The sequence below is a fragment of the Baekduia soli genome, assembly GCF_007970665.1.
Classification (GTDB): Bacteria; Actinomycetota; Thermoleophilia; order Solirubrobacterales; family Solirubrobacteraceae; genus Baekduia; species Baekduia soli.
In genome coordinates this window covers 2,562,090-2,585,370 of sequence record NZ_CP042430.1, presented here as the reverse complement: position 1 = coordinate 2,585,370, position 23,281 = coordinate 2,562,090, and the positions used below count along the sequence as shown (strand labels likewise).

At 70.6% G+C, this 23,281-nt stretch carries 26 protein-coding genes; 10 read left to right on the top strand and 16 right to left on the bottom strand.

The window, feature by feature from the left end; all coding sequences use genetic code 11:
- The first annotated feature begins 334 nt into the window (after window positions 1-334).
- Both FSW04_RS12330 and FSW04_RS12325 read left to right on the top strand, forming a co-directional pair.
- Entirely contained in the window at window positions 335-604 is a 270-nt protein-coding gene (locus FSW04_RS12330) for a hypothetical protein (protein WP_146919634.1), read from the top strand.
- Window positions 601-1,449: a universal stress protein gene (locus FSW04_RS12325; protein ID WP_146919632.1), complete on the top strand. Its 849-nt coding sequence runs from the start codon at window positions 601-603 to the stop codon at window positions 1,447-1,449. Before FSW04_RS12330 ends, FSW04_RS12325 begins: the two co-directional genes overlap by 4 nt.
- 218 nt (window positions 1,450-1,667) lie before the next feature.
- On the opposite strand, the gene FSW04_RS12320 is transcribed toward FSW04_RS12325, so the two are convergent.
- From FSW04_RS12320 to FSW04_RS12305, 4 genes are all read right to left on the bottom strand, one after another.
- Window positions 1,668-3,038: a DUF2254 domain-containing protein gene (locus FSW04_RS12320; protein ID WP_187369460.1), complete on the bottom strand. Its 1,371-nt coding sequence runs from the start codon at window positions 3,036-3,038 to the stop codon at window positions 1,668-1,670.
- Window positions 3,031-5,253 carry an MMPL family transporter gene (locus FSW04_RS12315; RefSeq protein WP_146919628.1) on the bottom strand — a complete coding sequence of 741 codons (2,223 nt, stop codon included), beginning with the start codon at window positions 5,251-5,253 and terminating at the stop codon, window positions 3,031-3,033. The genes FSW04_RS12320 and FSW04_RS12315 overlap by 8 nt, the downstream gene beginning before the upstream one ends.
- A 4-nt stretch (window positions 5,254-5,257) precedes the next feature.
- The gene (locus FSW04_RS12310; protein WP_146919626.1) at window positions 5,258-5,869 is read right to left on the bottom strand and encodes a hypothetical protein; all 612 of its coding nucleotides are present in this window, start codon (window positions 5,867-5,869) and stop codon (window positions 5,258-5,260) included.
- A 200-nt stretch (window positions 5,870-6,069) separates the two neighbouring features.
- Window positions 6,070-7,482, bottom strand: a complete 1,413-nt coding sequence (locus FSW04_RS12305; protein ID WP_187369459.1) for a cellulase family glycosylhydrolase — start codon at window positions 7,480-7,482, stop codon at window positions 6,070-6,072.
- A gap of 184 nt (window positions 7,483-7,666) precedes the next feature.
- Here FSW04_RS12305 and FSW04_RS12300 point away from each other — a divergent pair, with 184 nt between their 5' ends.
- Window positions 7,667-7,957, top strand: a complete 291-nt coding sequence (locus FSW04_RS12300; RefSeq protein ID WP_146919621.1) for a hypothetical protein — start codon at window positions 7,667-7,669, stop codon at window positions 7,955-7,957.
- 37 nt (window positions 7,958-7,994) lie between these two features.
- Here FSW04_RS12300 and FSW04_RS12295 read toward each other — a convergent pair whose 3' ends face one another.
- Window positions 7,995-8,858, bottom strand: a complete 864-nt coding sequence (locus tag FSW04_RS12295) for a hypothetical protein (RefSeq protein ID WP_146919619.1) — start codon at window positions 8,856-8,858, stop codon at window positions 7,995-7,997.
- A 336-nt stretch (window positions 8,859-9,194) separates the two neighbouring features.
- On the opposite strand from FSW04_RS12295, the gene FSW04_RS12290 reads away from it, so the two are divergent.
- Window positions 9,195-9,470: a hypothetical protein gene (locus FSW04_RS12290; protein WP_146919617.1), complete on the top strand. Its 276-nt coding sequence runs from the start codon at window positions 9,195-9,197 to the stop codon at window positions 9,468-9,470.
- 142 nt (window positions 9,471-9,612) lie between these two features.
- A complete protein-coding gene (locus FSW04_RS12285) occupies window positions 9,613-10,167 on the top strand; it encodes a TetR/AcrR family transcriptional regulator (protein WP_146919615.1) in 555 nt (184 codons plus the stop codon).
- A gap of 296 nt (window positions 10,168-10,463) precedes the next feature.
- Here the strand turns inward: FSW04_RS12285 and FSW04_RS12280 are convergent, their stop codons facing one another.
- Window positions 10,464-10,646 (bottom strand): hypothetical protein, encoded by a 183-nt coding sequence (locus FSW04_RS12280; RefSeq protein WP_146919612.1) that lies wholly within the window; start codon window positions 10,644-10,646, stop codon window positions 10,464-10,466.
- Window positions 10,647-10,822: 176 nt separating this feature from the next.
- Between FSW04_RS12280 and FSW04_RS12275 the strand changes: the two genes are divergently transcribed.
- Complete coding sequence (locus FSW04_RS12275) at window positions 10,823-11,092, top strand: 4Fe-4S dicluster domain-containing protein (RefSeq protein ID WP_146919610.1); 270 nt, start codon at window positions 10,823-10,825, stop codon at window positions 11,090-11,092.
- A gap of 228 nt (window positions 11,093-11,320) precedes the next feature.
- Here the strand turns inward: FSW04_RS12275 and FSW04_RS25960 are convergent, their stop codons facing one another.
- On the bottom strand, window positions 11,321-11,749 hold the full coding sequence (locus FSW04_RS25960; RefSeq protein ID WP_187369458.1) for a hemerythrin domain-containing protein: 429 nt from the start codon (window positions 11,747-11,749) through the stop codon (window positions 11,321-11,323).
- The gene (locus FSW04_RS25955) at window positions 11,746-13,059 is read right to left on the bottom strand and encodes a hypothetical protein (RefSeq protein WP_187369457.1); all 1,314 of its coding nucleotides are present in this window, start codon (window positions 13,057-13,059) and stop codon (window positions 11,746-11,748) included. Before FSW04_RS25955 ends, FSW04_RS25960 begins: the two co-directional genes overlap by 4 nt.
- Window positions 13,060-13,197: 138 nt before the next feature.
- Between FSW04_RS25955 and FSW04_RS27840 the strand changes: the two genes are divergently transcribed.
- Together FSW04_RS27840 and FSW04_RS12265 are read left to right on the top strand one after the other, a co-directional pair.
- A complete protein-coding gene (locus FSW04_RS27840; protein WP_267128309.1) occupies window positions 13,198-13,332 on the top strand; it encodes a DUF488 family protein, N3 subclade in 135 nt (44 codons plus the stop codon).
- Complete coding sequence (locus tag FSW04_RS12265) at window positions 13,329-13,847, top strand: hypothetical protein (RefSeq protein WP_146919607.1); 519 nt, start codon at window positions 13,329-13,331, stop codon at window positions 13,845-13,847. The genes FSW04_RS27840 and FSW04_RS12265 overlap by 4 nt, the downstream gene beginning before the upstream one ends.
- A 335-nt stretch (window positions 13,848-14,182) precedes the next feature.
- Here FSW04_RS12265 and ctaD read toward each other — a convergent pair whose 3' ends face one another.
- Window positions 14,183-15,871, bottom strand: coding sequence for a cytochrome c oxidase subunit I (gene ctaD, locus FSW04_RS12260; protein ID WP_146919605.1), 1,689 nt, complete (start codon window positions 15,869-15,871; stop codon window positions 14,183-14,185).
- Complete coding sequence (gene coxB / locus FSW04_RS12255; RefSeq protein WP_146919603.1) at window positions 15,868-16,668, bottom strand: cytochrome c oxidase subunit II; 801 nt, start codon at window positions 16,666-16,668, stop codon at window positions 15,868-15,870. Before coxB ends, ctaD begins: the two co-directional genes overlap by 4 nt.
- Window positions 16,669-17,129: 461 nt before the next feature.
- Here coxB and FSW04_RS12250 point away from each other — a divergent pair, with 461 nt between their 5' ends.
- Window positions 17,130-17,660 carry a hypothetical protein gene (locus tag FSW04_RS12250; RefSeq protein WP_146919601.1) on the top strand — a complete coding sequence of 177 codons (531 nt, stop codon included), beginning with the start codon at window positions 17,130-17,132 and terminating at the stop codon, window positions 17,658-17,660.
- On the opposite strand, the gene FSW04_RS12245 is transcribed toward FSW04_RS12250, so the two are convergent.
- Window positions 17,624-17,818, bottom strand: a complete 195-nt coding sequence (locus FSW04_RS12245) for a hypothetical protein (RefSeq protein ID WP_146919599.1) — start codon at window positions 17,816-17,818, stop codon at window positions 17,624-17,626. The two genes, FSW04_RS12250 and FSW04_RS12245, sit on opposite strands and share 37 nt — an antisense overlap.
- 159 nt (window positions 17,819-17,977) lie before the next feature.
- Window positions 17,978-18,700, bottom strand: coding sequence for a helix-turn-helix transcriptional regulator (locus FSW04_RS12240; protein WP_146919597.1), 723 nt, complete (start codon window positions 18,698-18,700; stop codon window positions 17,978-17,980).
- A gap of 199 nt (window positions 18,701-18,899) precedes the next feature.
- Here FSW04_RS12240 and FSW04_RS12235 point away from each other — a divergent pair, with 199 nt between their 5' ends.
- A complete protein-coding gene (locus FSW04_RS12235) occupies window positions 18,900-20,144 on the top strand; it encodes an NAD(P)/FAD-dependent oxidoreductase (RefSeq protein WP_187369456.1) in 1,245 nt (414 codons plus the stop codon).
- Between the two features lie 95 nt (window positions 20,145-20,239).
- Here FSW04_RS12235 and FSW04_RS12230 read toward each other — a convergent pair whose 3' ends face one another.
- The 4 genes from FSW04_RS12230 to FSW04_RS12215 all read right to left on the bottom strand — a co-directional run bounded on the left by FSW04_RS12230 (window position 20,240) and on the right by FSW04_RS12215 (window position 23,185).
- Window positions 20,240-20,752 (bottom strand): beta-class carbonic anhydrase, encoded by a 513-nt coding sequence (locus tag FSW04_RS12230; protein WP_187369455.1) that lies wholly within the window; start codon window positions 20,750-20,752, stop codon window positions 20,240-20,242.
- 108 nt (window positions 20,753-20,860) lie between these two features.
- Window positions 20,861-21,055, bottom strand: coding sequence for a hypothetical protein (locus FSW04_RS12225; protein WP_187369454.1), 195 nt, complete (start codon window positions 21,053-21,055; stop codon window positions 20,861-20,863).
- A gap of 5 nt (window positions 21,056-21,060) precedes the next feature.
- Window positions 21,061-21,531, bottom strand: coding sequence for a MarR family winged helix-turn-helix transcriptional regulator (locus FSW04_RS12220; RefSeq protein ID WP_228431192.1), 471 nt, complete (start codon window positions 21,529-21,531; stop codon window positions 21,061-21,063).
- A gap of 67 nt (window positions 21,532-21,598) precedes the next feature.
- On the bottom strand, window positions 21,599-23,185 hold the full coding sequence (locus FSW04_RS12215; protein ID WP_146919589.1) for a nitrite/sulfite reductase: 1,587 nt from the start codon (window positions 23,183-23,185) through the stop codon (window positions 21,599-21,601).
- Between the last annotated feature and the right edge of the window lie 96 nt (window positions 23,186-23,281).

Below are 23,281 nucleotides of genomic sequence, written 5' to 3'. Positions count from 1 at the left end.
CGTCGCCGACGCCGTGATCGCCCAACCTCGGTCACGGAAATGCCCGCGGATCTCGCCCGACATCGCCGGCGGAGCGAAGCTGCCGAAGGCGATCCCGAGCTGGGAGTCGAAGCGGTCGATCGCCTTCAACAGCCGTGGGGAGCCCCTGCGCTCGAGGCCGGCGCCCGGGGCCCGCGATTCGACGGTGCCCCGCCGCACCGGCCCCGCCGGGCGCGCGCCGAAGCAGGCTCGCCGGCCGGGACCCACCCGCTCCGACCCACCGCTCCGACCTCTCGCCTGTGCTGCGCCTGACCGCGCCGGCACGAACGCCCGCCGGGCCGGGCACCTCGAGACCATGAGCGCCCAGCTAGGACAGGTCGGGCCGCCGCATCCCGCCACGAGCCATCGGCAGGCCCGCATCAACCACGTCGTCCGCGTGCTCGACACCCATCGGGTGCTGACGCGCGACGGTCTCTACGACCTCTGCCATGCCGACCACTGGGGCGGGCCCCAGGCGTTCGCACGGATCGTCGACGAGGCGATCCGCAGCGGTCGCGTCCGGGCCCTGGGTCCGTCCATGCTCGAGTCGGTGGCCCCGGTCCGCGCGCCGGAGTCGCCGTCGTGACCGCTCCACGCTCCGTCCTGTGCGCGCTCGGCGGCACCGATCGCGACGGGATGCTCGTCGCCATCGGGGCGTCGCTGGCCGACCGGACCGGCTCGGCCCTGAGCCTGCTGGAGACCCATCTGGAGCTCAGCCTGATGGGTCCCGATGCCGTCGCGCCCGCGCCCATCATCTCGCCTCAGGTGGAGGCCGAGACCACCGCCGAGCGCGAACGCCGGTTGCAGCGCCTGGCGGGAAGCGTGGGCCATCCCGAGGCGCGATGCGAAGCCCTGCCGGGCCCGGCGCAGACGGTGCTCAGCCAGGCGTCACAGCGCGACGACGTCGCCTGGCTCGTGGCCGGAGATCGCGGCGGCAGCGTGCTCCGCGCCGTGCTCCAGGGCAGTGTGACCCGCGGCCTGCTCGACCATGCCGGGTGCCCGGTGGCGGTCGTCACACCGGACGCGACGACCGCCGCCCTCACCGACCCCCACGCCGTGGTCTGTGCGGTGGGCGAGTCGGCCGGGGCCCGACGCACTGTCGAGGTCGCCGCCGAGCTGGCCGGCGCCCTGGACACCACGCTCGTGGTCGTCCACGCCGTGGACGACGACGGCGGACCGCGGCAGTCGGTCGACCCGCTGCTCGGCGAGCTGCTGTCGCAGGTCCCGGCCGGGGTCCCCGCCCGCGGCGTGGCCGTGACCGGATCCCCGGTCGATGCGCTGGTCGACGCGCTGCACGAAGAGCATGCCGGGGTCGTGGTGACCGGAGCTCCGGGGCGCGGCCTCCTTCGCGCCGCGCTCGGTGGGTCGGTCCCCCACACCCTGCTGGGCCGGTTGGATCGCCAGATCGCAGTCGTCGTCCCGGATCACTGAGCACCCGCGAGCGCCCGCCCTCGGTCGCACGTCCACAAGTCCATCATTGGCGTGCAGGGCGCGGCGATGCCCGCCCCTGCGGTGCGCCAGCCACAGGACCGACGCGGCGTGCAGGCCGTCGACCGCGGCGCCCGGCGGGCGATGCGAAGGCCGGGGGTCACCTGGCCGGTCTTCCCCGGCCGGCGCCATCGTGGCCGTGGGTCGACATTCCGCTGACATCAGGAGCCCGGCAGGGCGCCGGCCTCGAGCACGGCGGCGAGCCGATCGGCGAGGCGCCGGCGATCGCGCTCGTTGCCCGCCTGCGCGATGGCCTGGCCGGCGATCGTCGTGGCGGCGGCGTCCACCACCCCCTGGCGCTGCGACGCCCCGCACCGCCGCGCCGCCTGGGCGCACCCGTGCAGCGCCGCCAGCAGCTCCCCGGCCACCCACGCGTCCCCGGCGACGTAACGGCCGATCTGCAGCATCGCCTCGCAGTGCTCGTCGAACCCGCGCTGGCGGGCGACCACGGTCATCTGGTGGTCGTCGAAGCGCCGCACCGCCGGCGTCGGCGCGCGCTCGGCCAGGCGCACGAGGATCGCGCGGAGGTAGCCGATGCACGTCACGGCCGTCGTGGGATCGTTGATGCCGGGCGACAGGGCCCTCAGCGCCGTGTCGGTCAGCTGGCGCAGACCGAAGTCGACGTCCTGGTCCAGGTCGCGCTCGCTGGCGATCGTCACCGCACCCAGCACGGCCTCACGCCACCCCTCGGCCCCGTCCTGCGGCCAGACCTCGGCCAGGGGAGTCTCGACGCTGACGAAATCGCCCGGACAGACGAGGACGACCACCTGGCCGGCACGGCCGCGCATGCCGCGCGCGAGCTCGTCCAGACCGACCCGCTGGACGAAGCCGGGCCGTGGCGGCAGCACGGGCTCGGGGGCCCGCTCGCGGCGCCAGGCCGTCAGGAGCTCGGTCGCGGATTCGTCCTCGGCGCCGGCGCCGAAGCGGCTGGGGTACAGCGCGTCGGTCCGCGCGAGCGTCTCACGGGCGATGGTCGCGGTGACGTGGGAGACCTGGATGAGCTGGGAGACGTGATGCAGGAACACGACGAGCAGCGCGGCGGCGCCGATGCCCAGCAGCGAGGCGACCGCGACGCTCAGGCGCGGCACGAAGCCCGCGTCCCCATAGGAGCCGACCGCCCGCATCACCAGGATCGAATACGCGAAGGTGCCGACGAAGGTGCCGATCGTGACCTGCGTCACCCGGTCGCCGAAGAACGTCCGCAGGAGCCTGGGGCTGAACTGGCTCCAGGCCAGCTGGAGGACAACCATCGTGATGGAGAACGTCAGACCCGCCACCGTGATGAGCGAGCTCGCGATGACCGACAGGACGGTCCGTGCCGCCGATCCGTCCCCGCGGAAGACCACCTGGACGCCGTCGAGGTCGATGTGCTTGTCCAGCTCGACCAGGCCGATGGCCAGGGCCGCGAACAGCGCGACGATCAGGCCCGGAATGACTCCGAGGTTCTGCGACAGGTTGAGCAGGAGCGCCCGGGCACGGCCGCCCACGACCGTGAGCCGCCCGCGTCCGGACCGGTCGGTGCGATCACCCACCTCCGGCGACCTTCTCGGGCGCCACCGGGACCAGGCCCGCGCCCGGAGCCGTATCCGACAGCCGCCCTCCCGGCCAGCCGCTGCGGGCGCCGACGATCGTCACCAGGGCCGGGACCAGGATGGTCCGGAGCAGCAGCGCGTCGATGAGCAGGCCGACGGTCATGAGCACGGCGATCTCGCGGAAGGCGCTGACGGGCACCAGGCCGATGAGCGCGAAGGAGCCCGCGAGCACCGCGCCGGCCAGCGTGATCGCCTTCGCCGCCCGCGACGCCGCCACCGGGATCGCCTCGGCCAGCGGGCGCACCTGGGCCTCCTGCCACATGCGCCCGACGAGGAACACGTTGTAGTCCGAGCCCAGGGACACGAGCAGGACGGCCACCGCGAACGGCACGTAGTAGGTCAGCTGCCCGAAGATCAGCGCACCGATGCCCATCGCCGCGGCGAAGCCCAGGACGCTGGCCGCGATCAGGTACAGCGGCGCGACCAGGGCGCGGAGATAGACCGACAGGACCAGCAGGATCACGAGCAGGGTCATGGGGGCGATGCGCTCGAGATCTCCGAGCGTCTTGTCGATGGTCTCGGCCGACAGCGCGGTGTCCCCGGCCATCGATGCCTGGACGTGGGTCAGGCCGGCCGCGGAGACCAGGCCGGGGACGCGTTCTCGTATCCGTCGCAGGGCGTCGATCGCCGCGGCCCCGAGAGGGTCGTCGGTCATGACGATGAAGTAGCGCGCCGCGTCGCCGTCCCGCGAGACGGTCGCCCCCAGCCGCAGGCCGCCGACCGGAGGCCGGAGGGCCGGGCCGAGCACCAACGCCACCCCGGGCTGGCGTGCGAGCTCACGCTGCAGCTGGGCCAGCCCGTGACGCTGCGCGGCGACGTCGTGCCCGGACAGGACGAGCACGGTGGGCGAGAGCATGCCCGGCGTGAAGCCCTTGGCCGCCTGCGCGTAGGCCTCGCGCACCGGGTTGCCGGGCGGGAGCCCGCGGACGACAGGGTTGGCGAGCCGGAGGTTGACCAGCCCGGCCGAGGCGACGGCCAGCAGGAGCACGCACCCGGCGACCGCCGTCCACGGTCGTTCGCAGGCCAGCCGCACCGCGCGCGACCGGCGGGCACGCCCGACCTGCTCGGTCGGCGTCTCCTCGGCGGCCTCGTCGACGCTCAGCTCGACCTGGGGCCGGCGGGGCCAGAACAGCGCGCGGCCGACGATGGCCAGGGTCGCCGGCACGAGCGTGACCGACACCACCAGAGCGACCAGGACCGACAGCGCCAGCCCCGGGCCGAACACGCGCAGGAAGTCCAGCTGCGCGGCCATGAGCGTGGCCGTGGCGGCGATCACCGTGATGCCGGCGGCGAAGATGATCGGCGACATCTGCCGGGTCGTGGCCCGGGCGGCGGACATCCGCGGAAGCCCGTCGGCGAGCAGGGCACGGAACCGCGACAGGTAGAAGATCGAGTAGTCGGTGACCACGCCGAAGAGCAGCACGACCATGATCGGCTCGACCTCGCGCGGCACGACGAAGCCCAGCCGCTGTCCGACCCAGGCGGCGATGTGGTTCGAGATGAGGTACGCGATCGCCACCGTCGCCAGCGTGAGCAGCGGCGCCCCGACGGCCATGAATCGCGCACCGACGGCCATGGCGACGAGCGCGATCGTGGCCAACTCGATCACGGGCAGCCACCGGGCCACCAGGTCGGACTGCTCGCCGGCAGCCGCAGCCTGCCCGGTCACGCCCACGGTCCCGGTGGGCGTCGCCGGCACGTGCTCCTCGACGAAGCGGCGGGCGAGGTCGGCACGGTCTCCGACGTCGACGTCGGGGGCGAAGAACAGGTATGTGATCGCCGTCGTCCCGCGCTCGCGGACGAACGGCGCGGAACCGATGGCGTTGGTCACCGGAAGCGCGGCCGCGATGCGTTCGAACCCGGGAACCGCGTGGCGGTTGAGCCGCACCGCGCGCTCGACGACCGCGGCCTGCTCGGCCGCCGAGAGCCCTCGCGGGTCCCGCTGGACGATCAGCGTCCGAGAGAGCAGCGGGAAGCCGAACCGGGTCTTGGAGGCGATCTCGGCCTTGACGGCGGCGGCGTCGCGGGGCACGAGCGCTCCGAGCGCCCCCGAGTGGGCATCCTCGATCGCCGGCAGCAGACGGACCGCGGCGACCGCGGCCAGAATCCACCCACACACGACGACCCATCGCAGCCGGACCACCAGGTCGGTCACCGGGTCAGCGCTCGTCGGAGGCGGGACGGACGCCGAGCCGAGCCAGCTCGGCGTCGGCGAGCTCGTCCATACGGGGCCCGCGCGCGTCGTCGAACGGGTCGTCGCCCTGGGCGAGCAGCCGGTGGTACGGCATCGTCAACAGCGCGCGCTGGGCCAGCAGGCGACGCAGCACCGGGTCATGGCCACGCTCGGCCACCAGGCGCCGGAGCGCTCGGCGTTCGCGTACGACGAGGACGCGCAGGGGGAGGTAGAGCACCAGGACCGGGACCGTGGGGATGACCGCGAGGAACACCCACAACATCCAGCTCAGCGTGTGGATGCTGCTGCGGCTGGCCCGGGCGCTCTCGATCGTGCTCACGCCCGCCGCGTCGATCTGACGGCCCGCGCCGGCCACGCGATCGCCGACGAACGGGACGTTGGAGAGCGTCTCGACCGCCTGGCCCGTCTCCCGCAACGCGGTCCCGATCTGGGCGGCGGTGCCGCTGAGCTGTCGCAGGCCCCGCACCTGACCGGCGACCGCGCCGCCCATCACGATCCACAGCACCACCCAGGCGACCAGCAGGACGTCCACGACGATGAGCGCCCGCCCGCGCGGCAGCAGCGACCGCAGTCCCATCAGCGGTCACCGGCTTCTGCTGCCGACAGGCCGGCATCATGCGGTCGGTGCCGCGGCGAGGCGGCCGTGGAGGGTGGGTTGGGCATCGTCCCGGGCTCGGCCTCGCCTCGGTGGCGACGACGCGATGCGGTGTCCGTACCCCGATGCGCGCCACACCGCACGATCCCGTCATCGGGAAGACGACGACGCCGATCCGACCGTCACGGGCTGCGGTGCACCCGGGTCAGCGGCCCGGCGTACCGCGTGCCGTCGGGGGCGCTCCAGCGCACGCGGTATCGGCGATCGGACCGGCGCGACGTGGTCGTCGTCCACACGCCGCGCGCGTTGGTGGTGTCGTGCTTGAGGACGTGCCAACGCGTCGCGCCGCGCGGGCGGTAGTCGATGGACACGCGCGTGGATCCGGTGGCCGGGCGCACCAGGCCCCACAGCGTCGTGCGGGTGCGCCCCGGGATCGCCACCAGGGGCAGCCGGAACCCGTCATAGGCGCGCTTGGGATCGCCGTCGCTGTGGCGCAGGCCCGACTCGAAGCCGCCGTAGCGCTGCAGCGCCGACGCGGCGCCCGCCACGGGCAAGTCGTCTCGCATCAGGTACTGGGAGAACATCGCCACGCGTGGGTTGTCGTAGGCGATGCGCTCGGAGATCGCGCGGTACTCCGCCTGCGTGGTCTCGCTGACCCCGAACAGGTGGTCGGGGAAGGACTGGATCCCGAACTCGGTCAGCCAGATCGGCAGGCCCTTGCGCACCGCGCCCGCGCGGCCGGCACGGGCCAGCGCGCTGTTGAGCCGGCCCAGCACGCCGATGGTCACGTCGTTGGGGCTGGGGGGCACGAAGTAGGGGCCGCTTCGCGTCGTGTAGGCGTGGTGGGCGTAGCCGTCGGCGGGCAGGCGATGGCAGGACGCCCTCTTGTGCCAGTGCGCGTCCAGGCACATCGCCGTGCGCAGGAAGATCAACGGGTGCACGACATGGCTCGTTCCGCGCGGCGCGGTCTCGCCGAAGAGCACAGGCGTGCGGGCGGCCCCGCCGGCGGCCAGGCCCGCGGCGCCCTTCTGGAACAGCTTCCGGTAGAGCTTGGCCGAGGTGGCCTGACGGTGGGAGCCGTGCCCGGTCCACTGCGGCATGAGGAAGTCCGGGTGGTTGGGCTCGTTCCAGATCGCGAAGGCGTCGGCCACGTCGCCGTAGCGTCGTGCCACCGCTTCGGTGAACCGCCCGAAGCGTGTGGCGCTCGGGCGGGTGACGTGATCGGCCTTGGCCTTGGTCGCCCACCGCGGCACCGGGCCCGAGATCGTGATGAGCAGGTGCATGCCGCGCGCGTCGGCCTCGCGGATCATGCGGTCGTAGACCGTCCAGTCATAGGACGCCGGATCGCGCTCGTCAAAGCGCGGGAGGGCCGGCGTATCGGGTCGCGGTGCGACGTCCTTCCAGTACAGGACCACCCGCATCCAGTTCACGCCGAAGCCCTGGATCTCGTCCAGGGTCCGAGCCCGGAGGCTCGCGTCGTCGGAGCGCAGCTCACGCGGAGCCTCGAACAGCACGCGCTGATCGCGTGCCGCCACGGCGGACGCCGGAAGGGCCAGGAGCAGGAGCAGGAACGCGGGAAGGAGGAGTCGTCGCATCGTCATGGGGACCTCGGCTGTAGCCCGTCGGTAGCGGGCCTCGTGATCGGCTGTCATCGGGATTACGGTCGGCTTGGCACCCGGCAGCCGCCTGGTAGGACGGACGCCTCGCCGTCCCTCGATGTCGTCCCGCGCCCTCTCCGACACTGCCCGACGCTTCCTCGCCGAGGAGGTGCATTCCGTCATGCAGCTCGAGCTCCTGTTGCTGCTGCACCGTGACCCGGACGCCTCCTGGACCGCCGATGACGCCGCCCAGCACCTCCGAGCCGCCGTCCCGTGGGCCGCAGGACGACTCGACGACCTGGCGGCGTCGGGCCTCGCCGAGGCGGTGGGGCCGGCGTTCCGGTTCCGCACCGCCGGCCCGTGGTCCGCGACCGTGGACGAGATCGCCGGCCGCTATCCGGCCCGGCGCAGCACGATCATCGGGCTGATCTTCGCCGGGCCGGCGGCCGGCCCGAACGGCCGGACGGACTGAGTCCGCCGCCTTCCGGGCCGGAACCGGACGGGGAGCGTCAGCAGGTGACCTGCAGGTGGAACCCGTAGGCCGTCGAGCCCTTCTCGGTGACGACGACCGTGCTCTTGTCGCTGCCGGGAGCCACGGCGATCGTCGTGGCGTTGACGTCGGTCGGCGAGGCGGTGTACGCGCAGGCGCTCAGGTCGCCGGAGAACGGCACCGTGAAGACCTCGTTGCCGTTGCCGTCGGTGGCGACGGTCGCCTTGCCGTGGGCCGGGACACCGCGATTGGCCGCGATCGCACCATCGGCGCCGACGGCGGCGAACAGCAGGCTGCCCTTGGGCACCAGCGTGTCCAGATCCGTCTTGGCCGCGAAGTCCTCGGCGGACTTCCCGTCGACCTTGTCGGCGTTGAGGTTGGCCACCACGGCCGTGCCGTTGGTGGCAAACGGCGCCTTGTCGACGAGCTGCTTGAGGTCGAGCCCGAAGCGGAAGACGCCGACGGTGTTGGCGCCCGGCGAGGTCTGGAACCTGAACGCGTCACCGTTGTTGAGGTTGTTGGCCGAGACGCACGCCTCGGTGCCCGGCTTGGCGCGACAGCCGTAGATGGCGCCCCCGCCCGAGTCGGACTTGTTGGACTGGCGCGTGACGTAGCCGCCCGTGTTGGCCGCCACGCCGCCCTGGCCCTGGGCCACGCTGCCGATGATCTGCGTCTCCTTGCTGTAGCTGCTGGAGGTGTTCGCCGTCGGGTTGCGGGCGCCGCCGGTGATGGCGCCGGTACTCACGGCGCCGGAGGCGAAGGGCGCGACGATCAGTCCCAGCACCGTCGAGGACAGCAGGACCAGACGTCCGCGGCGCGTACGCCGCAGGGCCGTGCGCGCCGTGGCGACGCCGCGGCGGAGGGGGCCGGTGATACGGGCCATCAGGGGATGAGCTCCTTGTGCTCGGGGACAGACACTCCGACCCCGACTCCCCCGGACCCACCAAGGGTCGCGCACCCTGTCATCCGCACGACAGCACGTCGCGTGGCTGACGATGGGGCGAGCCCCATCGCCGCACCGTCGTCGCCACGGCCATGACCAGATGCACCACGCGGGCCGCCGCGCCGGCCGCCGCGCGGCTCGCGGCGACGACGAGATCGCGCCGAGCTCCTCGCGGGGCCGCGACCGACCGCCATGGGCGCGTCAGCCGCACGACACCCACACCGCGGCCCTGACAGACGGCCGGAGCCGTCCCGGCGCGCGGGGACAACCTGGCCCATGACCGATCACGTGCCCTCCGCGACCCTGCGCGTGGCCCGCCCGTCGCGCAGCGCGCACCTGGCGGTCGCGAACATCGTCGCGGGCCTGTGGCTGCTGAGCTCGGCGTGGTGGCTGGACCCCGGCGCGACGGCTTCGTGGAACGTCGGCGTGGCCGGGGCAGTGGTCTCGATGCTGGCCGCCAGGGGCCTCTCGGCCTCGCGCGAGGCGGCCACCGCCGAGCAGGAGACGGCGCGCTGGCAACGGGGCACCTGGAGCCGGAGCGAGGTGCTCTGAGCGGCACGGCCGTTCGCGCGCTGCCCGGAGGACCGCCCGGTCCGAGGCACGTCGTCCCTCATCGCCTCCCTGCCCTGAGGTGTGCCGACGACCGGGCGGTCCTGCGTGCGGCCCACGGCCGTGCCGCCCGTAGGGTGTAGACGTGCCTGCTGCGAACGCCCGGACACGCCGCGACGGTCTGACCCGCGAGCGCATCCTGCATGCCGCGCTGGCGCTGGTCGAACGCGAGGGTGCCGAGGCGCTCACGATGCGTCGTCTCGGGGACGAGCTCGGGGTCGAGGCCATGTCCTTGTACCATCACGTGCCCAACCGCGAAGCGGTGCTCGATGGGCTCGGAGAGCTGCTCATGACGCGCATCGAGATCCCCGAGCCTGGATCGGACTGGAGCGACGCCTGCCGCGCCTTCGCGGCGCAGCTGCGGGCGCTGACGCTCGACCATCCCCAGGCCTTCCGCCTCATCGGGCTCCGGCCGCTGGCCTCACCAGCTGCGCTCGCGCCCGTCGAGCGGCTCCTGCAGTGCCTCGTCGCCGCAGGGGCGGGGCCCGCCACTGGCGGGAACACGCGCCGCCGTTCCTGCCGGGGCACGCGACTAGCGCCGCCGTATGCGCAGGAGTGTCGCGATGACGGGCGACCGGCTCGGAACCTGAGGAGCTCAGGCAGCTGCGAAAGCAGGTCCGGCGGCTTGAGCAGGAGATAGGAGATCCTCAGAGAGGCCGCGGCCCTCTTCGCCCGGGAGAGCGCGACCCGGTGAGCGCCTTCAAGCTCATCGCCGCGGAGCAGGCCACTCACCCGATCGGTCTGTTGTGCGAGACGGAGGGCTTCTTCGCAACCCTGTAGAAGGAGCTCATCCGACGCCGGTCCTGGCCCACCAGGGCCGAGCCACGCCAAGCCGTGTTCGGGTACATCGAGATCTTCCTCAGCTCACCAGGCGAGTTCGGTGAGCTCGCCGCCCCGCTGGACCGCCTCTTCATCGGCCCGGCGAACACGCCTCAGTCAGCGTCCGCTCCACCAGCCCGGCGGGTCGCTGGCCGGGAATGACCCCACGCCGGCATCGTCGACCTCGTCTTCCGGGATCGACGAGCCGGGATCGCAACCGTCAGTTCTCAACCCCTGAAGGTCTGCCTCGACGCCATCGGGCTCGCCTTGGTCGCCATCGATCGGACGCTTGCGAATCATGGCCGAGAGGATTGCACCGTGGGGCAACCGCCGACATGGGTCTGGGCCCATCCGGTGGATGCGAGGTACCCAGGCTCTGGGTATCGCGGTCCTTCCTCTCACCGCGGCCTGGAATCGCAGGCGGCGCCCAGGTAGTATTTTTCCCATCTCTTCTGGCTAAATCTGGAGGCACCACCATGGCCTATGTGATCAGCGAGCCGTGCATCGGGACCAAGGACACGTCGTGCGTCGAGGTCTGTCCCGTCGACTGCATCCATCCCACACCCGACGAAGCGGACTTCGACCAGCGCGATCAGCTCTACATCGACCCCGAGGAATGCATCGACTGCGATGCCTGCGTCGAGGCCTGTCCGGTCGACGCGATCACCTCCGAAGATCAGGTCCCGACCGAGTGGCAGCGCTACATCGCCATCAATGCCGACTACTACAAGAACGTTGCGACCTGAGTCTGGCTGAGGCGTGTCCGCGGCCCCGGACTGCGCACAGCGCTCCCATGTGCGCCAACAGGATGGTGCCCTTTTCGTGAGCGTGGTGGTGGAGCTCCGGCTCGAAGGTGGCCAGCTCACGCACAGCGCACATGTGTCGCGCACAGGCCGAGCGACCGGTCGTCACCCCACGGAGATCGATGACCGCGGCCAATGTGTCGTGAGATGCGAGTCCGGCACGCGCGCTGCTCATCGCGTCACCTCGGCGAGCCGGCCGGCGAGCGCGTCCAATTCCGAGTTGGAGAGCGTCGCCTCCACCAGCGGAAACACTCGTCGCTCCTCCAGTCGCACGTGAGCGGCCAGCGTCTCCCCGAGGCGTCGCAGCTCTGGAGCCGACGCGCCGCGGGCCACGAGTTCGGCGTCTCGGCGGATGAGCATGTGGTCGATGAGCATCTGCACGATCGCCGGATGATCCGGCGCACCGTGGACGGCATACATCGGCAGGAGGATCTCCTCCTCGACGCGGAAGTGATCGCGACCCTCCGTCGTCCAGAAGGTGAGGAAGGCGCGGGCGGCAGCCGCCGTCTGGACCGCCGTCGCCCGTCGCAGGTCGCGAGCGACGACGAGCGCATGGTGATGGTCGCGCGACAGCTCGGCCAGGGCGGGGTGACGCTTCATGGCGAGCGCGTCTTGGCCGGCGATCGCCGCTGTGGGCTCGATCCGAGGGCCCGGATCAGAAGCATCGCGACCCGGCCTCCCAGGACCCCGGCCACCAGGACCGCGAGGGTCCGGCCCGCCGTGCCCGCGACGCGCACGCCGGCAGGATCCCCGAGCGCCGGCACGATCACCATCGCCGAAGCAGCCGTGAGGAGCAGACGGTCGCCGATCGGCCGAGGCCCGGCGATGACACGCCGGAGGTCGCGGACGCGCCCGAGGACGGCAAGCAGGTGCAGCAGCGACCCGGCCACGGTGAGGCCGACCCATCCCACCAACAGCAGGATGGCCACCGACGATCGCGCCTCCCCCACGAAGGGTGCCCCTCCCCCGCGCCCGACGGCCACCGCGAGCGCGACGAGGATCCCGGTGACCAGGAAGACCTGCGCCAGCGCGATGAGCCGGGCCGGGAGTGCCAGCGCGACCGGCGCGCTGCGCCAGGAGGCGAACAGATTCACGCACAGCAGGCCGGCGGCCAGGCCGAGCCCCAGCCAGCCCGCGAGCATGACGGCGTCGACGCCGAAGGCGGCGCCGCCGGCCAGCGTCCCGGCTCCGGCCGTCCACAGCACGAAGGTGGGCCCCTGGAGGCCGGGGCGCCGAAGCCGGGTCTGCGTCAGCGAGGGAAAGAACGTGTGCAGGGTCCCGACGATGGCGGTTCCCATCCAGCCGGCCACGTTGAGCGCGAGATGGGCTCCCAGCAATGATCCGTACGGCCAAGCCGCACCCCGGGCCATCGCGACGCCGAGCAGGGCGCCCGCTCCCAGACAGGCGGCGCACGCCTGGTACCAGCGCACAGCCCATCTCGCCTGCTGCAAGGACCGTCTCTGCATACCGCGCAGCGCCGCGGCGAACAGCACGAGGCCCACAGCGACAAGTGCGGCGCCGGCATCCACGAGGGCGGGATCGCCACTCGGCACACCCACGGCAACGAGGATCACACCGCTGTTCCACACGGCGAGCTGGGCTCCGACCAACCGGCGCGACGGCGGGCTCGTGGCCAGGAAGGCGCCGGTGAAGAACTGGCCGGCCCCGAGGATCAACTGCGACACGCCGCCCAACATCGCGAGGTGCAGCGACAGCCAGCGCAACCAGGGAGCGCCGATGAGCTCATGGGCGATCGCGGCCGTCGCGCCCGCCGCCAAGAACGAGACGCCGCAGACGAAGAACGCCGCCAGCAGGTCGCTCGGCCGCGGAGCACCCGGATCGGTCGGCCGACGCCGGCAACGTCCGGGAGTCGGCTCGGAAGTCACCGCGCGGGGTCGGACGAACGCCAAGGGCGTGAGGCGAGCACCATCCCCTCGTAGTCTACCCAGCAGGCTCGCCTTTTCACCATGCTTGATGGTAAAATTCTGGGGCCACGACGATCGACCCTCAGCGAGGACTGGCGGCGACCTATGACTCCAGATGTCCGGGTGAAGCGGATCTACGACCCGCGCGAGGACGACGACCGCTACCGGGTCCCGATCGACCACGTCTGGCCGCGCCGGATCACGAAGGAGCGCGCGGCACTGGAAGCGATCCAGCGTCGCCCAGTGCCGCGGCCATGACGGTCAGGACCTCACCCGGCATGCGAGGCTGCGGCATCCGCGCAGCGGACCTCGAGCGACCGCTGCTGATCGGGTCTTGCACCTATCTGGTTGCGGCGGCGGGCGTGAGCATCGCGCACAGCGTCGTGCCGATCACCCGCGGGTGGTGGCTGGTGGCCTTCCTCGGGCTGGTGGGCGGCGCCTCCCAGTGGCTGCTCGGCGCCGGGTTGACCGCGGTCAGCGGTAGTGCCGCTCCACGGAGCCCCGGCGAGGCGCCGACGCAGGCGAAGGCGCTGCTCTGGAACGGGGGAACCATGCTCGTCGCGGTCGCCGACCTTGCCGGCCTGACCGCTGGAGTCCTGGTCGGGAGCGCTGCCCTGCTGGCCTCCCTTGCGCTCTTCGGCATGCGGCTGCGCGAGGTCGCACCCGATCGGCACATCACCGTGCTCAAGACGGGATACGTCACGCTTCTGATGTTCCTCGCGATCAGTGTCTTCGTCGGGGCCGGCCTGGCCGGCGCGCTTCCCGCACCGTGAGGTCGGCCTGGCGCCGCGCGCCTGCTCACCGACGCCGCGCCGGTCCTGGCGCTGGGACATGAGGCCGATGTCGTCTCCTGGGCGCCTGCCGACGCGGCAGCGTCCGCTGCGTCCGTAGCCGCATCGGAGAACGCTCGGAGCGGGCGAGCGGCGGCCCGGTCGATCCGCTGTCGCCTGGCGGGTCAGGCGGGATGCCCGGACCGCCGCCTGGCCCGTCGGAGCCCGCGTCGGGCCACTGCTCGGTGGTATCGCTCAGCCATGCCAGGACGAGCAGTCCGCCGCCCGCGCCGATCGCCACCAGATGCAGCGCGAGCAGCATCAGGGCCAGCCCGAGGTCACTCATCTCCGTCTCCGCTTCGGTGCGCTGTGCGAATCTGACGCCGCAGCTCGCGCATCGGCTCGACGGAGCGCACAACAGGAGTCACGTCGAAGTTGTGGGCCGGTGGCGGCGAAGGCGCGAACCATTCCAGGGTGTTTGCCTTCCAAGGGTCGGGCCCGGCCTTCGCGCCGGTCCGTAGGCTCCACATGACGTTGACCAAGGTGAGCAGGACGCCGGTGGCCAGGATGAAGGCGCCGATGGTCGAGATGAGGTTGTCCACTCCCCAGCCGGTGTCGGCTCGGTAGCTGTACACGCGTCTCGGCATCCCGGACAGCCCGAGCGAGTGCTGGATCAGAAACGTCGCCAGGAACCCCACGAACTGCAACCAGAACGAGAGTTTGCCCATGCGCTCCGACAGGAAGCGTCCTGTCATCTTGGGAAACCAGTAGTACAGCGCTGCCATGATCCCCGACACGGCTCCCGCGACCAGCACGAAGTGGAAATGCGCGACGACGAAGTACGTGTCGGTGACCTGCCGGTCGATCGGGTAGATGGCCAGCATCACGCCGGTGATCCCGCCCAGCGTGAACAGCACCAGGAACCCGGCCGCGAAGTACAAGGGCGTGCGAAAGACGATCGAGCCGCGAAACAGCGTGGCGATCCAGTTGAGGATCTTCACGCCCGTCGGAATCGCGATGAGCATCGAGGTCAACATGAAGAACGCAAGCGCGATCGCCGGCAGCGGCGTTGCGAACATGTGATGGGCCCAGACGAGCATCGACAAGAACGCGATTCCCAAGCTCGACGCAGCGATGGCCTTGTATCCGAAGATGGGCTTACGGGCAAAGACCGGCAGCACCTCGGAGATGACCCCGAAGGCCGGCAAGATCATGATGTAGACCTCGGGATGCCCGAAGAACCAGAACAGATGCTGCCACAGCAGCGCCGACCCACCACAGTGGGGATCATAGAAACACGTTCCGAAGTGGCGATCGGTGAGCAGCAACGTCACCGCACCCGCGATGACCGGCAACGTCAGCAGGATCATGACCGCCTGTGCGACCATCGACCAGCAGAACAACGGCAGTCGGCCCCAGCCCATGCCTCGTGCTCGCATGTTGCTGATCGTGACCATGATGTTCAGCGATCCCAGGATCGAGCTGATGCCGGTCAGATGGATCAGATAGATCCACGCGTCGGTGCCGTTGCCCGGAATGTAGGGCCCCGATGACAGCGGCGTGTAGGACGTCCAACCTGCTTCGGGCGGACTGAAGAACACCGAGCCGTAGAAGACGATCCCGCCGGCGACGTACATCCAGTAGGAGAACGCGTTCATCTTCGGGAATGCCATGTCGCGCGCACCGATCTGCAGCGGCACGACGTAGTTGGCGAACCCCGCCCACAACGGCATCACGACCAGGAAGACCATGGTGGTCCCGTGCATGGTCAAGACCTCGTTGTAGGCCTGCGGACTCAGCACGGTGTTGCCCGGCTGCGCCAGCTGCGTGCGCATGAGGAGAGCCTCGATGCCGCCCAGGGCCATGAACCCGAACGCCGTCACGAGATACAGGATCCCAATGCGCTTGTGATCGGTGGTCGTGACCCAGCCCACCCACCCGTGGCGCGTCGGCGGGTCGACACGGTCGGCCACGAGCAGGGGGACGCCGGTCCCGATACGCACGTCGAGCGAGGTCCTGGTGCTCATCGCGAATCATCCCTCGCTCGGTCGGCCGCTGCGATCAGCCGTTTCTGTCGCGCGACCCATCTCGCGTACTCAGCCGGCGCGACGGCGCGCACCTGGGCGGTCATGTCGGCATGGTTGCGTCCACAGAGCTCCGCGCACTGGCCGCGATAGAGACCTGCTCGCTCCAGCCGAAACCACGTGTGGCTCACATAGCCCGGGATCGCATCGAACTTCCCACCGAGCTTCGGGATCCACCACGAGTGCGCGACGTCGCGCGAACTGATGTCCAGCTCGACGGTCACGCCGACCGGTGCCACCATCTCTTGAAAGGAGGTGGCCCCGTTTGGATATTGGAACATCCAGATGTACTGGCGGCCTACGACGCGGATGTGGAGCACTCCGTGTCCGGCGTCGCCTATTCCCGCCTCCGACGCGGCGGCCGGGTTGGCCTCCGCTCTGTCGGGATGTTCGATGGCCCCGAACTTCGTCAGCGAGAACACCGCGATGAAGACGATCAGACCCGTCGCCGCGACCGTCCAAGCGATCTCGAGCCTCGTGTTTCCCCGGATCTGCGCGGCGGTCGGACTACGGGTCGAGCGATAGCGCACAAGCGCGAACGCCAACGCCACCGTCACCCCCACGAAGACTACGGCTGCCAGGATGAGGACGACGGTGTACAGGGATGCGATGCGGTCGGCATTCGGCGAACCCCCACGCTCGGGCAACAACGCCCCGGCGGCCGCGAAGTCGCAGTCGAACGCGTAGGCGATGACCGTGATCAGGGCGACGGCCGGGAGGCGCGGAGCAACCGAGGCCATCACTCAGGGACCGCAACGCCGGTCGTCGATCCGTCCCACCGTCATGTCGACTCCTCGCCTGGTGGTTTATCCAGTCTGAGTGGGAAATTACCACCCTGCCAGTCTTTCCACAACGCGCGTGGGAGAAATCTACGTCCGGGGCCAGACCGGTGGCGCGCGACGAGCAGAGTCCGGACCCAATCGGCGACCACTCGGCCTGCGGCCCGCCGTCGCGACCGAGAGGGCCGGTGAAATGGGTGCCCGGCCGCTCCCAGATGGGGGATCCTCGCCATGGCCTCGGCCCGGCCGGTCCTGCATCCTGGTGACATGACTGAGGCTCCTGATCAAGCACACGATGCCTATGACCTCTTGCACCGTCAGGAACGCCCGGACCCGCTTCCGCCGCCCGGCGGGCCTACCGCGGCCGGGCTGCTGATCGCGGGGGCGTCGCTTCTCTGAGCACGGCCCCCACGCGGATCCCCATGGCCATCGTCAGGATGCGATGTTCGATCATCCTCTGTGCGGATGAGGTGAGCGGCGCGCTGGTCGTCCGCCGTGCTGGAGCGGTCGGGCGGCTGTTGGCGTTCTGTCGCAGAGACCGCCTAGATCGGGCGCTGGCCGCTGGGACGCCCCCGGAGAGCGGCGTTGCACTTGCACTCCGCGCGCAGGCACTGACCGCTCATGACCAGCGTGTCGCGCTGCGCTCAAGCGTCGAGACGCTCGTGCTCATGGCGGGACGCCCTGCGCCGTGGGCCAGCCGCTGGGCGATCCTGAGCGCCCGAAGGCTCGACCGCGTCGCAGGCGAGCTCCAGCGGCTGGCGGCGGCGCTGTCGGATCCCGGGCCGATCGATGTCTGCGGCCTCGCGCGCGTCCGGCTGCTGCTCGTCGACGGCTGCGGGCCGCTGTACCGATCAGCCGCCGACCCCGTCGATGACCTGCGTGAGGCGATCGAGCTGGCCATCGTCGGGCTGCAGGTTCAGTCGTCCTCCGATGACCGACGCCGGTCCAGGTAGGCGAGCAGCTCAGGGTCGGCCGAGCGCACCTGATCCATGAGTTCGCCGGTGCAGGCGCACAGATCGACCACCGCCTCCTTCTCGCTGCGCCAGCACAGCCGCCATAGGGCGCCATGTGCCTCCCAGCGCTCGAGGACCTCAACTGCCGTCTCGCTCATGACGCCATCATCGCCTTCTCACAGCCTCCATGTGTCCGTCTGGCGCCGGCGCGGGCCCCGACGACCCTGCGCTCCACGCGGGCGCGCACCGCGGCTCCATCCCGGTCGGCGATGGCCGTCTTGACGCGCGTGCTGCCGGCGCTCGGCGCGGCACATCGTCTAGAGCTCACCGTCACCCAGGGACCGGGTGGCGTCCTTGGCCATCGGGCCGCGTAGCTCGATGAGGCAGCCGGCCTCGTCGGGATCCTTGGGGGTGAACCCGACGAGCTTGGTCTTGGGGTCAAGCCCGTCGAGCAGCCCACGAGTGATGCCGCGATGCAGCGCGCACACCAGCGACTGCTGCTCGCGGGCGACGGCGCGGTAGGGACAGTTGCCAAGGCAGTACGTCATCCGGTCGTCCGCGGTGGTCGACCGAGTTGGCTGAAACCCGAGAGCGGCAAGCGCTCCGTGCAGCCGTTGCTCGGGCGTGTGCACATCGTCTGCCGGTGGTGGCGCCAGGTCACGGCCGATCTCACGGCCCGTCGTCTCGACCGCCCGGATCCCGACCTTGGCATTGGCCAGCACGCGCACCAGCCAGCGTCCGAGCTCCGCATACCCGCTGGGCGAGTGTCCCCCTGGGAGTGCAGTGGGGCTGACCGTCCATGCGTCGCGCGGCCGTCCCCGTGGCTGGCGCACGCGCTCGCGGACGACCAGGCCGCCGTTCTCGAGGATGTCGAGGTGGACCCGAACGCCGTTGGGATGCAGCTTCAGTGCCTTGGCGAGCTCGTCGGTCCCGGCGGCACGTCCGAGGTCCGAAAGCAGTGCGAAGATCCGCGCACGGGTCGGTTGGACAAGCTCATCGTGGGGAACAGCGAGTGCGTCCATCGCCGTCAGTGTTGCCATGCAGGACGCCGGGCCATATCGGCAGGGTATTTCCCCACGTGGACTGGGTCAACGTCATCGGGTGCCAGCACGATCTTCGGCGCCGCCATGCTCCGCCTTGTTTTTACCAGTATGGTTGGTGAAATTCAGTCCTGGCCAAACGCCGCGGTGCGAGACTCACCTTGCGCCGTTCATCCCTTCTCACGGGAGCTTCCGCGCCATGTCCGCCCGTTCTCAGCGTCTCAGGATCACCGTCGCCGGTGGAGGTGTGGCCGGTGTCGAACTGGCGCTCGCCGTGCACGACCTCGCCGCCGACTTCGTCGAGCTCACGATCATCTCGCCAGATCCTGCCTTCCGATGCCGGTCGCTACGCACCGCGCAGACGTTCTCGGCCGACCATGGGCGGCGGTACGAACTCAGCGACCTCGCCGACGACGTCGAGGCCCAGCTGGTCGCCGACTCGGTGATCGCTGTCGATGCCGAGCGTCACTCGGTCCTCCTGGCCGGCGGTGACGTGGTGCACCACGACTGTCTCGTACTCGCCACGGGGGCACGGCATCGCACGGCCTTCAGACGAGCCCTGACCTTCACCGGGGATGAGTCCTCCTCGGCGTTCAATGACCTCTTGGCCGACCTGGAGGGGCACTGGACCCGCTCGGTGGCGTTCGTGGTCCCGCCGGGCATCACCTGGCCGCTCCCGCTCTATGAGCTCGCGATCATGACTTCGGTGGCCGTCCACGGCATGGCCATCGACGACCTGCGCATCCAACTCCTCTCGCCCGAGCCGACGCCCTTGGCCGTCTTCGGGCCGACGGCGAGCGCCGCCGTCACCGACCTGCTCGACCGGGCGGGCATCGACTTCTGCGGCGAGACCCATGCCCGCGCAACCGCCCATGGCGCTCTCGAGTTGCTTCCCGGCGCAGTGCGGCTTGACGCCGAGCGCCTGGTGACGATTCCCATCATGGAAGGCCTGCGGCTTCCCGGGGTGCCGGCTGACGCGCTCGGATTCACCATCATCGACGATCGCGGAGGCGTGCCGGGTCTGCCCGACGTCTACGCGGCCGGCGACGGCACCACGTTCCCGGTCAAGCAGGGTGGGATCGCCTGCCAGCTCGCCGATGCCATTGCCGAGCAGCTCGCCGTGCGCGCCGGTGTCACCATCGAGCCCCAGCCGTTCCGACCCGTCTTGCGGGGGCGCCTGCTCACCGGTCATGGCGCTCAGTACCTCGAGCACACGATCCCCGGTGATGCGGGAGCCGATCCCCCATCGGAGGTCCAGCCGTGGTCCTCATCGCACAAGGTCCACGGCCGGTACCTGTCACCGTGGCTCGACGGCCTGGACCACGCACCTGCGCCACGACGCCCGACGGGGACCATTCGCCCAGCCCACACACCGCTGGACCGTAGCCCGGCTGGCCGCGTCGCGGTCGCACTGGACCCCTATTCGCCGCAGGTCAGGCGATGAGTCGCAGTCCGATGACGAGCGCACCCCCTCCCCCTCGGCCCGATACGAGCGGTCATGGATCCCCTGGCTGTGCCCTCCAACATGCGACGGGGTGCTCAACCGCGCAAGCCCACCTCCCGTGGATGTACCTCACGCAGCCGAGCGGTCTCCGGGTCGTAGACGAAGCCGTAGATGTGCTCGCGCGCCGGCAATTCAGGGGCGGTGCGCAGGCGACCGAGGCCGTGGCGGAGCGTCTCCTCCACATCATCGAAGGCTCCGAGCCGCCATGTCGGCAGGACGCCGTCTCTCGCCAGCGCTCGTCGGTAGTCGTCCTCGGAGGCACGGTGTAGGCCGCAGTCGTCGTGCATGACGACCACGATCTCGTCGGTGCCGAGCAAACGCTGGGAAACGCTCAGCGAGCGCAGCGCGTCGTCGGTGACCAAGCCGCCGGCGTTGCGGATGATGTGCGCATCTCCCCGATTCAGTCCCAACATCGACAGCACGTCGATCCGCGTATCCATACAGGACAGCACGGCCACCCGGCGGCTGGGACGAGGGCTGAGCCCTGGCGACGCGAGATCCTCGGCGTGCGCGGCAACGAAGTCCATCATCTTGTCGGCGTTCGGCATGATGCAGCGGACCATACCCACCCTTTTTCACATCCACACTATGACATGGTCCCGGGGACCAGGCCGGGCGACGCCTGCCCGTCTGATCTCCCATCCCGACCTCGACGCTCAGGTCTCATCATCGGCGAGGGTTGGGCGGCGAAGCCATGCCTGGACCTCATCGGTGGCCAGCAGAGGGACGCCATCGCTGCGGTAGCCGAGGACCGGGAGATCGGCGCGCGCGATCGCGGCCAGGACCCAGGTGACGTCGATGTGCAGCCACTCGGCGACGGCCTGCGGCTCGAGGACCTCTGCACTGGGCACCCCGGTCACCTGGCCTCCGGTCCGAATGCTCTCCACACGTCCGCCATCTCCGCCCCGTGCTCAGCCAGCCACTGCAGGTGCAGGGCGCTGAGTCGTTCCAGCCGATCGTCGCCCTCGGTGGTGAGACGCACGCGGACGCGGCTCTGGTGTTCGGGATCGCGATGACGTGCGACCAGGCCGGCATGCTCGGCGCGGTCGATGAGGCCCACGGCGCTGTGATGGCGCAGCAGCAGCGTGTCGGCCAGTTCGCCCACCGTCGGGCCGTCGGGGTCGCCGTGCGCGCGGATGGCTAGGGCCAACTGCACCTGGGCCGGCGTCATGTCGTGCTCGCGGGCCTGCTGCTCGGCCCAGGCCAGGTAGTTGCGGATCCCGGAACGCAGCGACGCCAACTGTGCGTAGCCGCGAGCATCAACGACCTCGAGCGTCGTCATCGCCTCCTGCCCAGGACGCCGGGCACGCCGGCTGCGCTTGGCCATCGCGGCAAGGGTCGCACGTCCATCGGAGTGCCATCGCGAACGCCGGACCGGCCTGGGCGCACCGTCCTCACGCCGATGCCGCGGCGTCCTCGGGCGCAGCGAGTCGCTGCCGCCACCAGTCCGCCGGGGTGCGAGCCGCGAATGCACGAAAGGTCTCCCCCGCTCGATGGGCACCGTCGTAGAGGTCGAAGATCTCCAGCAGCGTGGCGTTGAGCTCCCAGTGGGGGACCTTCTTGACGACGACCTCGCCGAAGCGAGGGTCGGGTCCGAGGCGTCCGCCGATGCGGATGTCCATCGCCTCGATCATCTCGCCGTCGAAGCGCTTCAGCACGCCCTCGATGCCGATGTCGGCGATCTGCTGCTGCGCGCAACTCGACGAGCACCCCGCGAAGTGCACGCGAAGATCCTCCCCATGCCCGTTGGCGCGGACGTGCTCGTTGAGCACGGCCGTGATCTCTGCGGCGCGGTCCTTGGTGTAGACCTTCGCCAGCCCGCAGAACTCCTTGCCGGTGCAGGTCTGCACCCCCCGCGTGAACAGCATCGGGTCGGCCGACAGCTCGTCGCGCACCAGTGGCTCGGAGAGCATGGACGCGACGCGATCGTTGGGCACGTTCGGGATGAGGACGTTCTGCTGGTGGGTGAATCGGACCTCGCCGCTGCCGTAGGCACGGGCCAGCGCGATCACCCCCTGGAACTGCTCGACGCGCAGACGACCCAGCGGGACGCACAGGCCCACCGCAGAATGCACGCCGTCGCGCTGTGGCGTGACGCCGACGTGGTCGTGACCGTGCAGATCGGGAGCGTGCGGAGCCCCGCGGCGCAGCGGCCGGCCGACCCGGGACTCGAGATCGCGGCGAAACACCTCGGGACCGACACGATCGAGCAGGAACTTCAGGCGGGCCCGGCCGCGAGCCCTGCGGTTCTCCTCCGCGTCGCGGAAGATGGCCGTGACGTGCTCGATCACCTCCGGAGCCTCCTCCGGGGTGATGAAGACGTCGATCCAGCGGGCGAACCGAGGCACGGCCGACAGGCCGCCGCCGACGCGCAGGTTGAAGCCGCGCGTCCCATCGTCGGCGATCGCGCCCGACAGCGCCACGTCGTTGATGAGCCCGCGTGCGCAGTCCTCAGCACAGCCCGTGACGCTGATCTTGTACTTGCGGGGCAGGTTGGAGAAGGCACGGTTGCCCAGGAAGCACTGGTGCAACGCCACCGCGGTCGCGTAGCCGTCGACGATCTCCTCGTGGGCGATGCCGGCCACGGTGCAGCCGATGACGTTGCGCGTCACGTCGCCGCATGCCCCGGTCGTCGTCAGACCGGCCGCCTCCAGGCGCCGCATGATCTCGGGCATCGCGTCCAGCGTGATCCAGTGGATCTGCACGCACTGCCGCGTGGTGCAATCCAGCATGCCGCGCCCATGATGCTCGGCGACCCACGCCAGGGTCTCGGCCTGCTCGGCCGTGAGGACGCCCTGCACGACCTTGACCCGCAGCATGAAGTGGCCGTCCTTGGCGTTGTGCTCGTAGAGCCCGTGCCACTTGAGTCGGAACAGGTCGGCGTCGTCGAGCGCGTCACGGCCTTCGCGCGCTCCTCGCAGGACGTCGTCGCGGGCGTCGAGCGGATCCTTGTCCTGCTTGAAGCGTTCGTGCTTGTTCATCGTATGCACTCCAGGTCTCGTCGTAGGCCCCAGGCCGACTTGATCGTCCCGCGATATCGTGGCACGATATATACTAAACCGGATCGGCTTTTACCG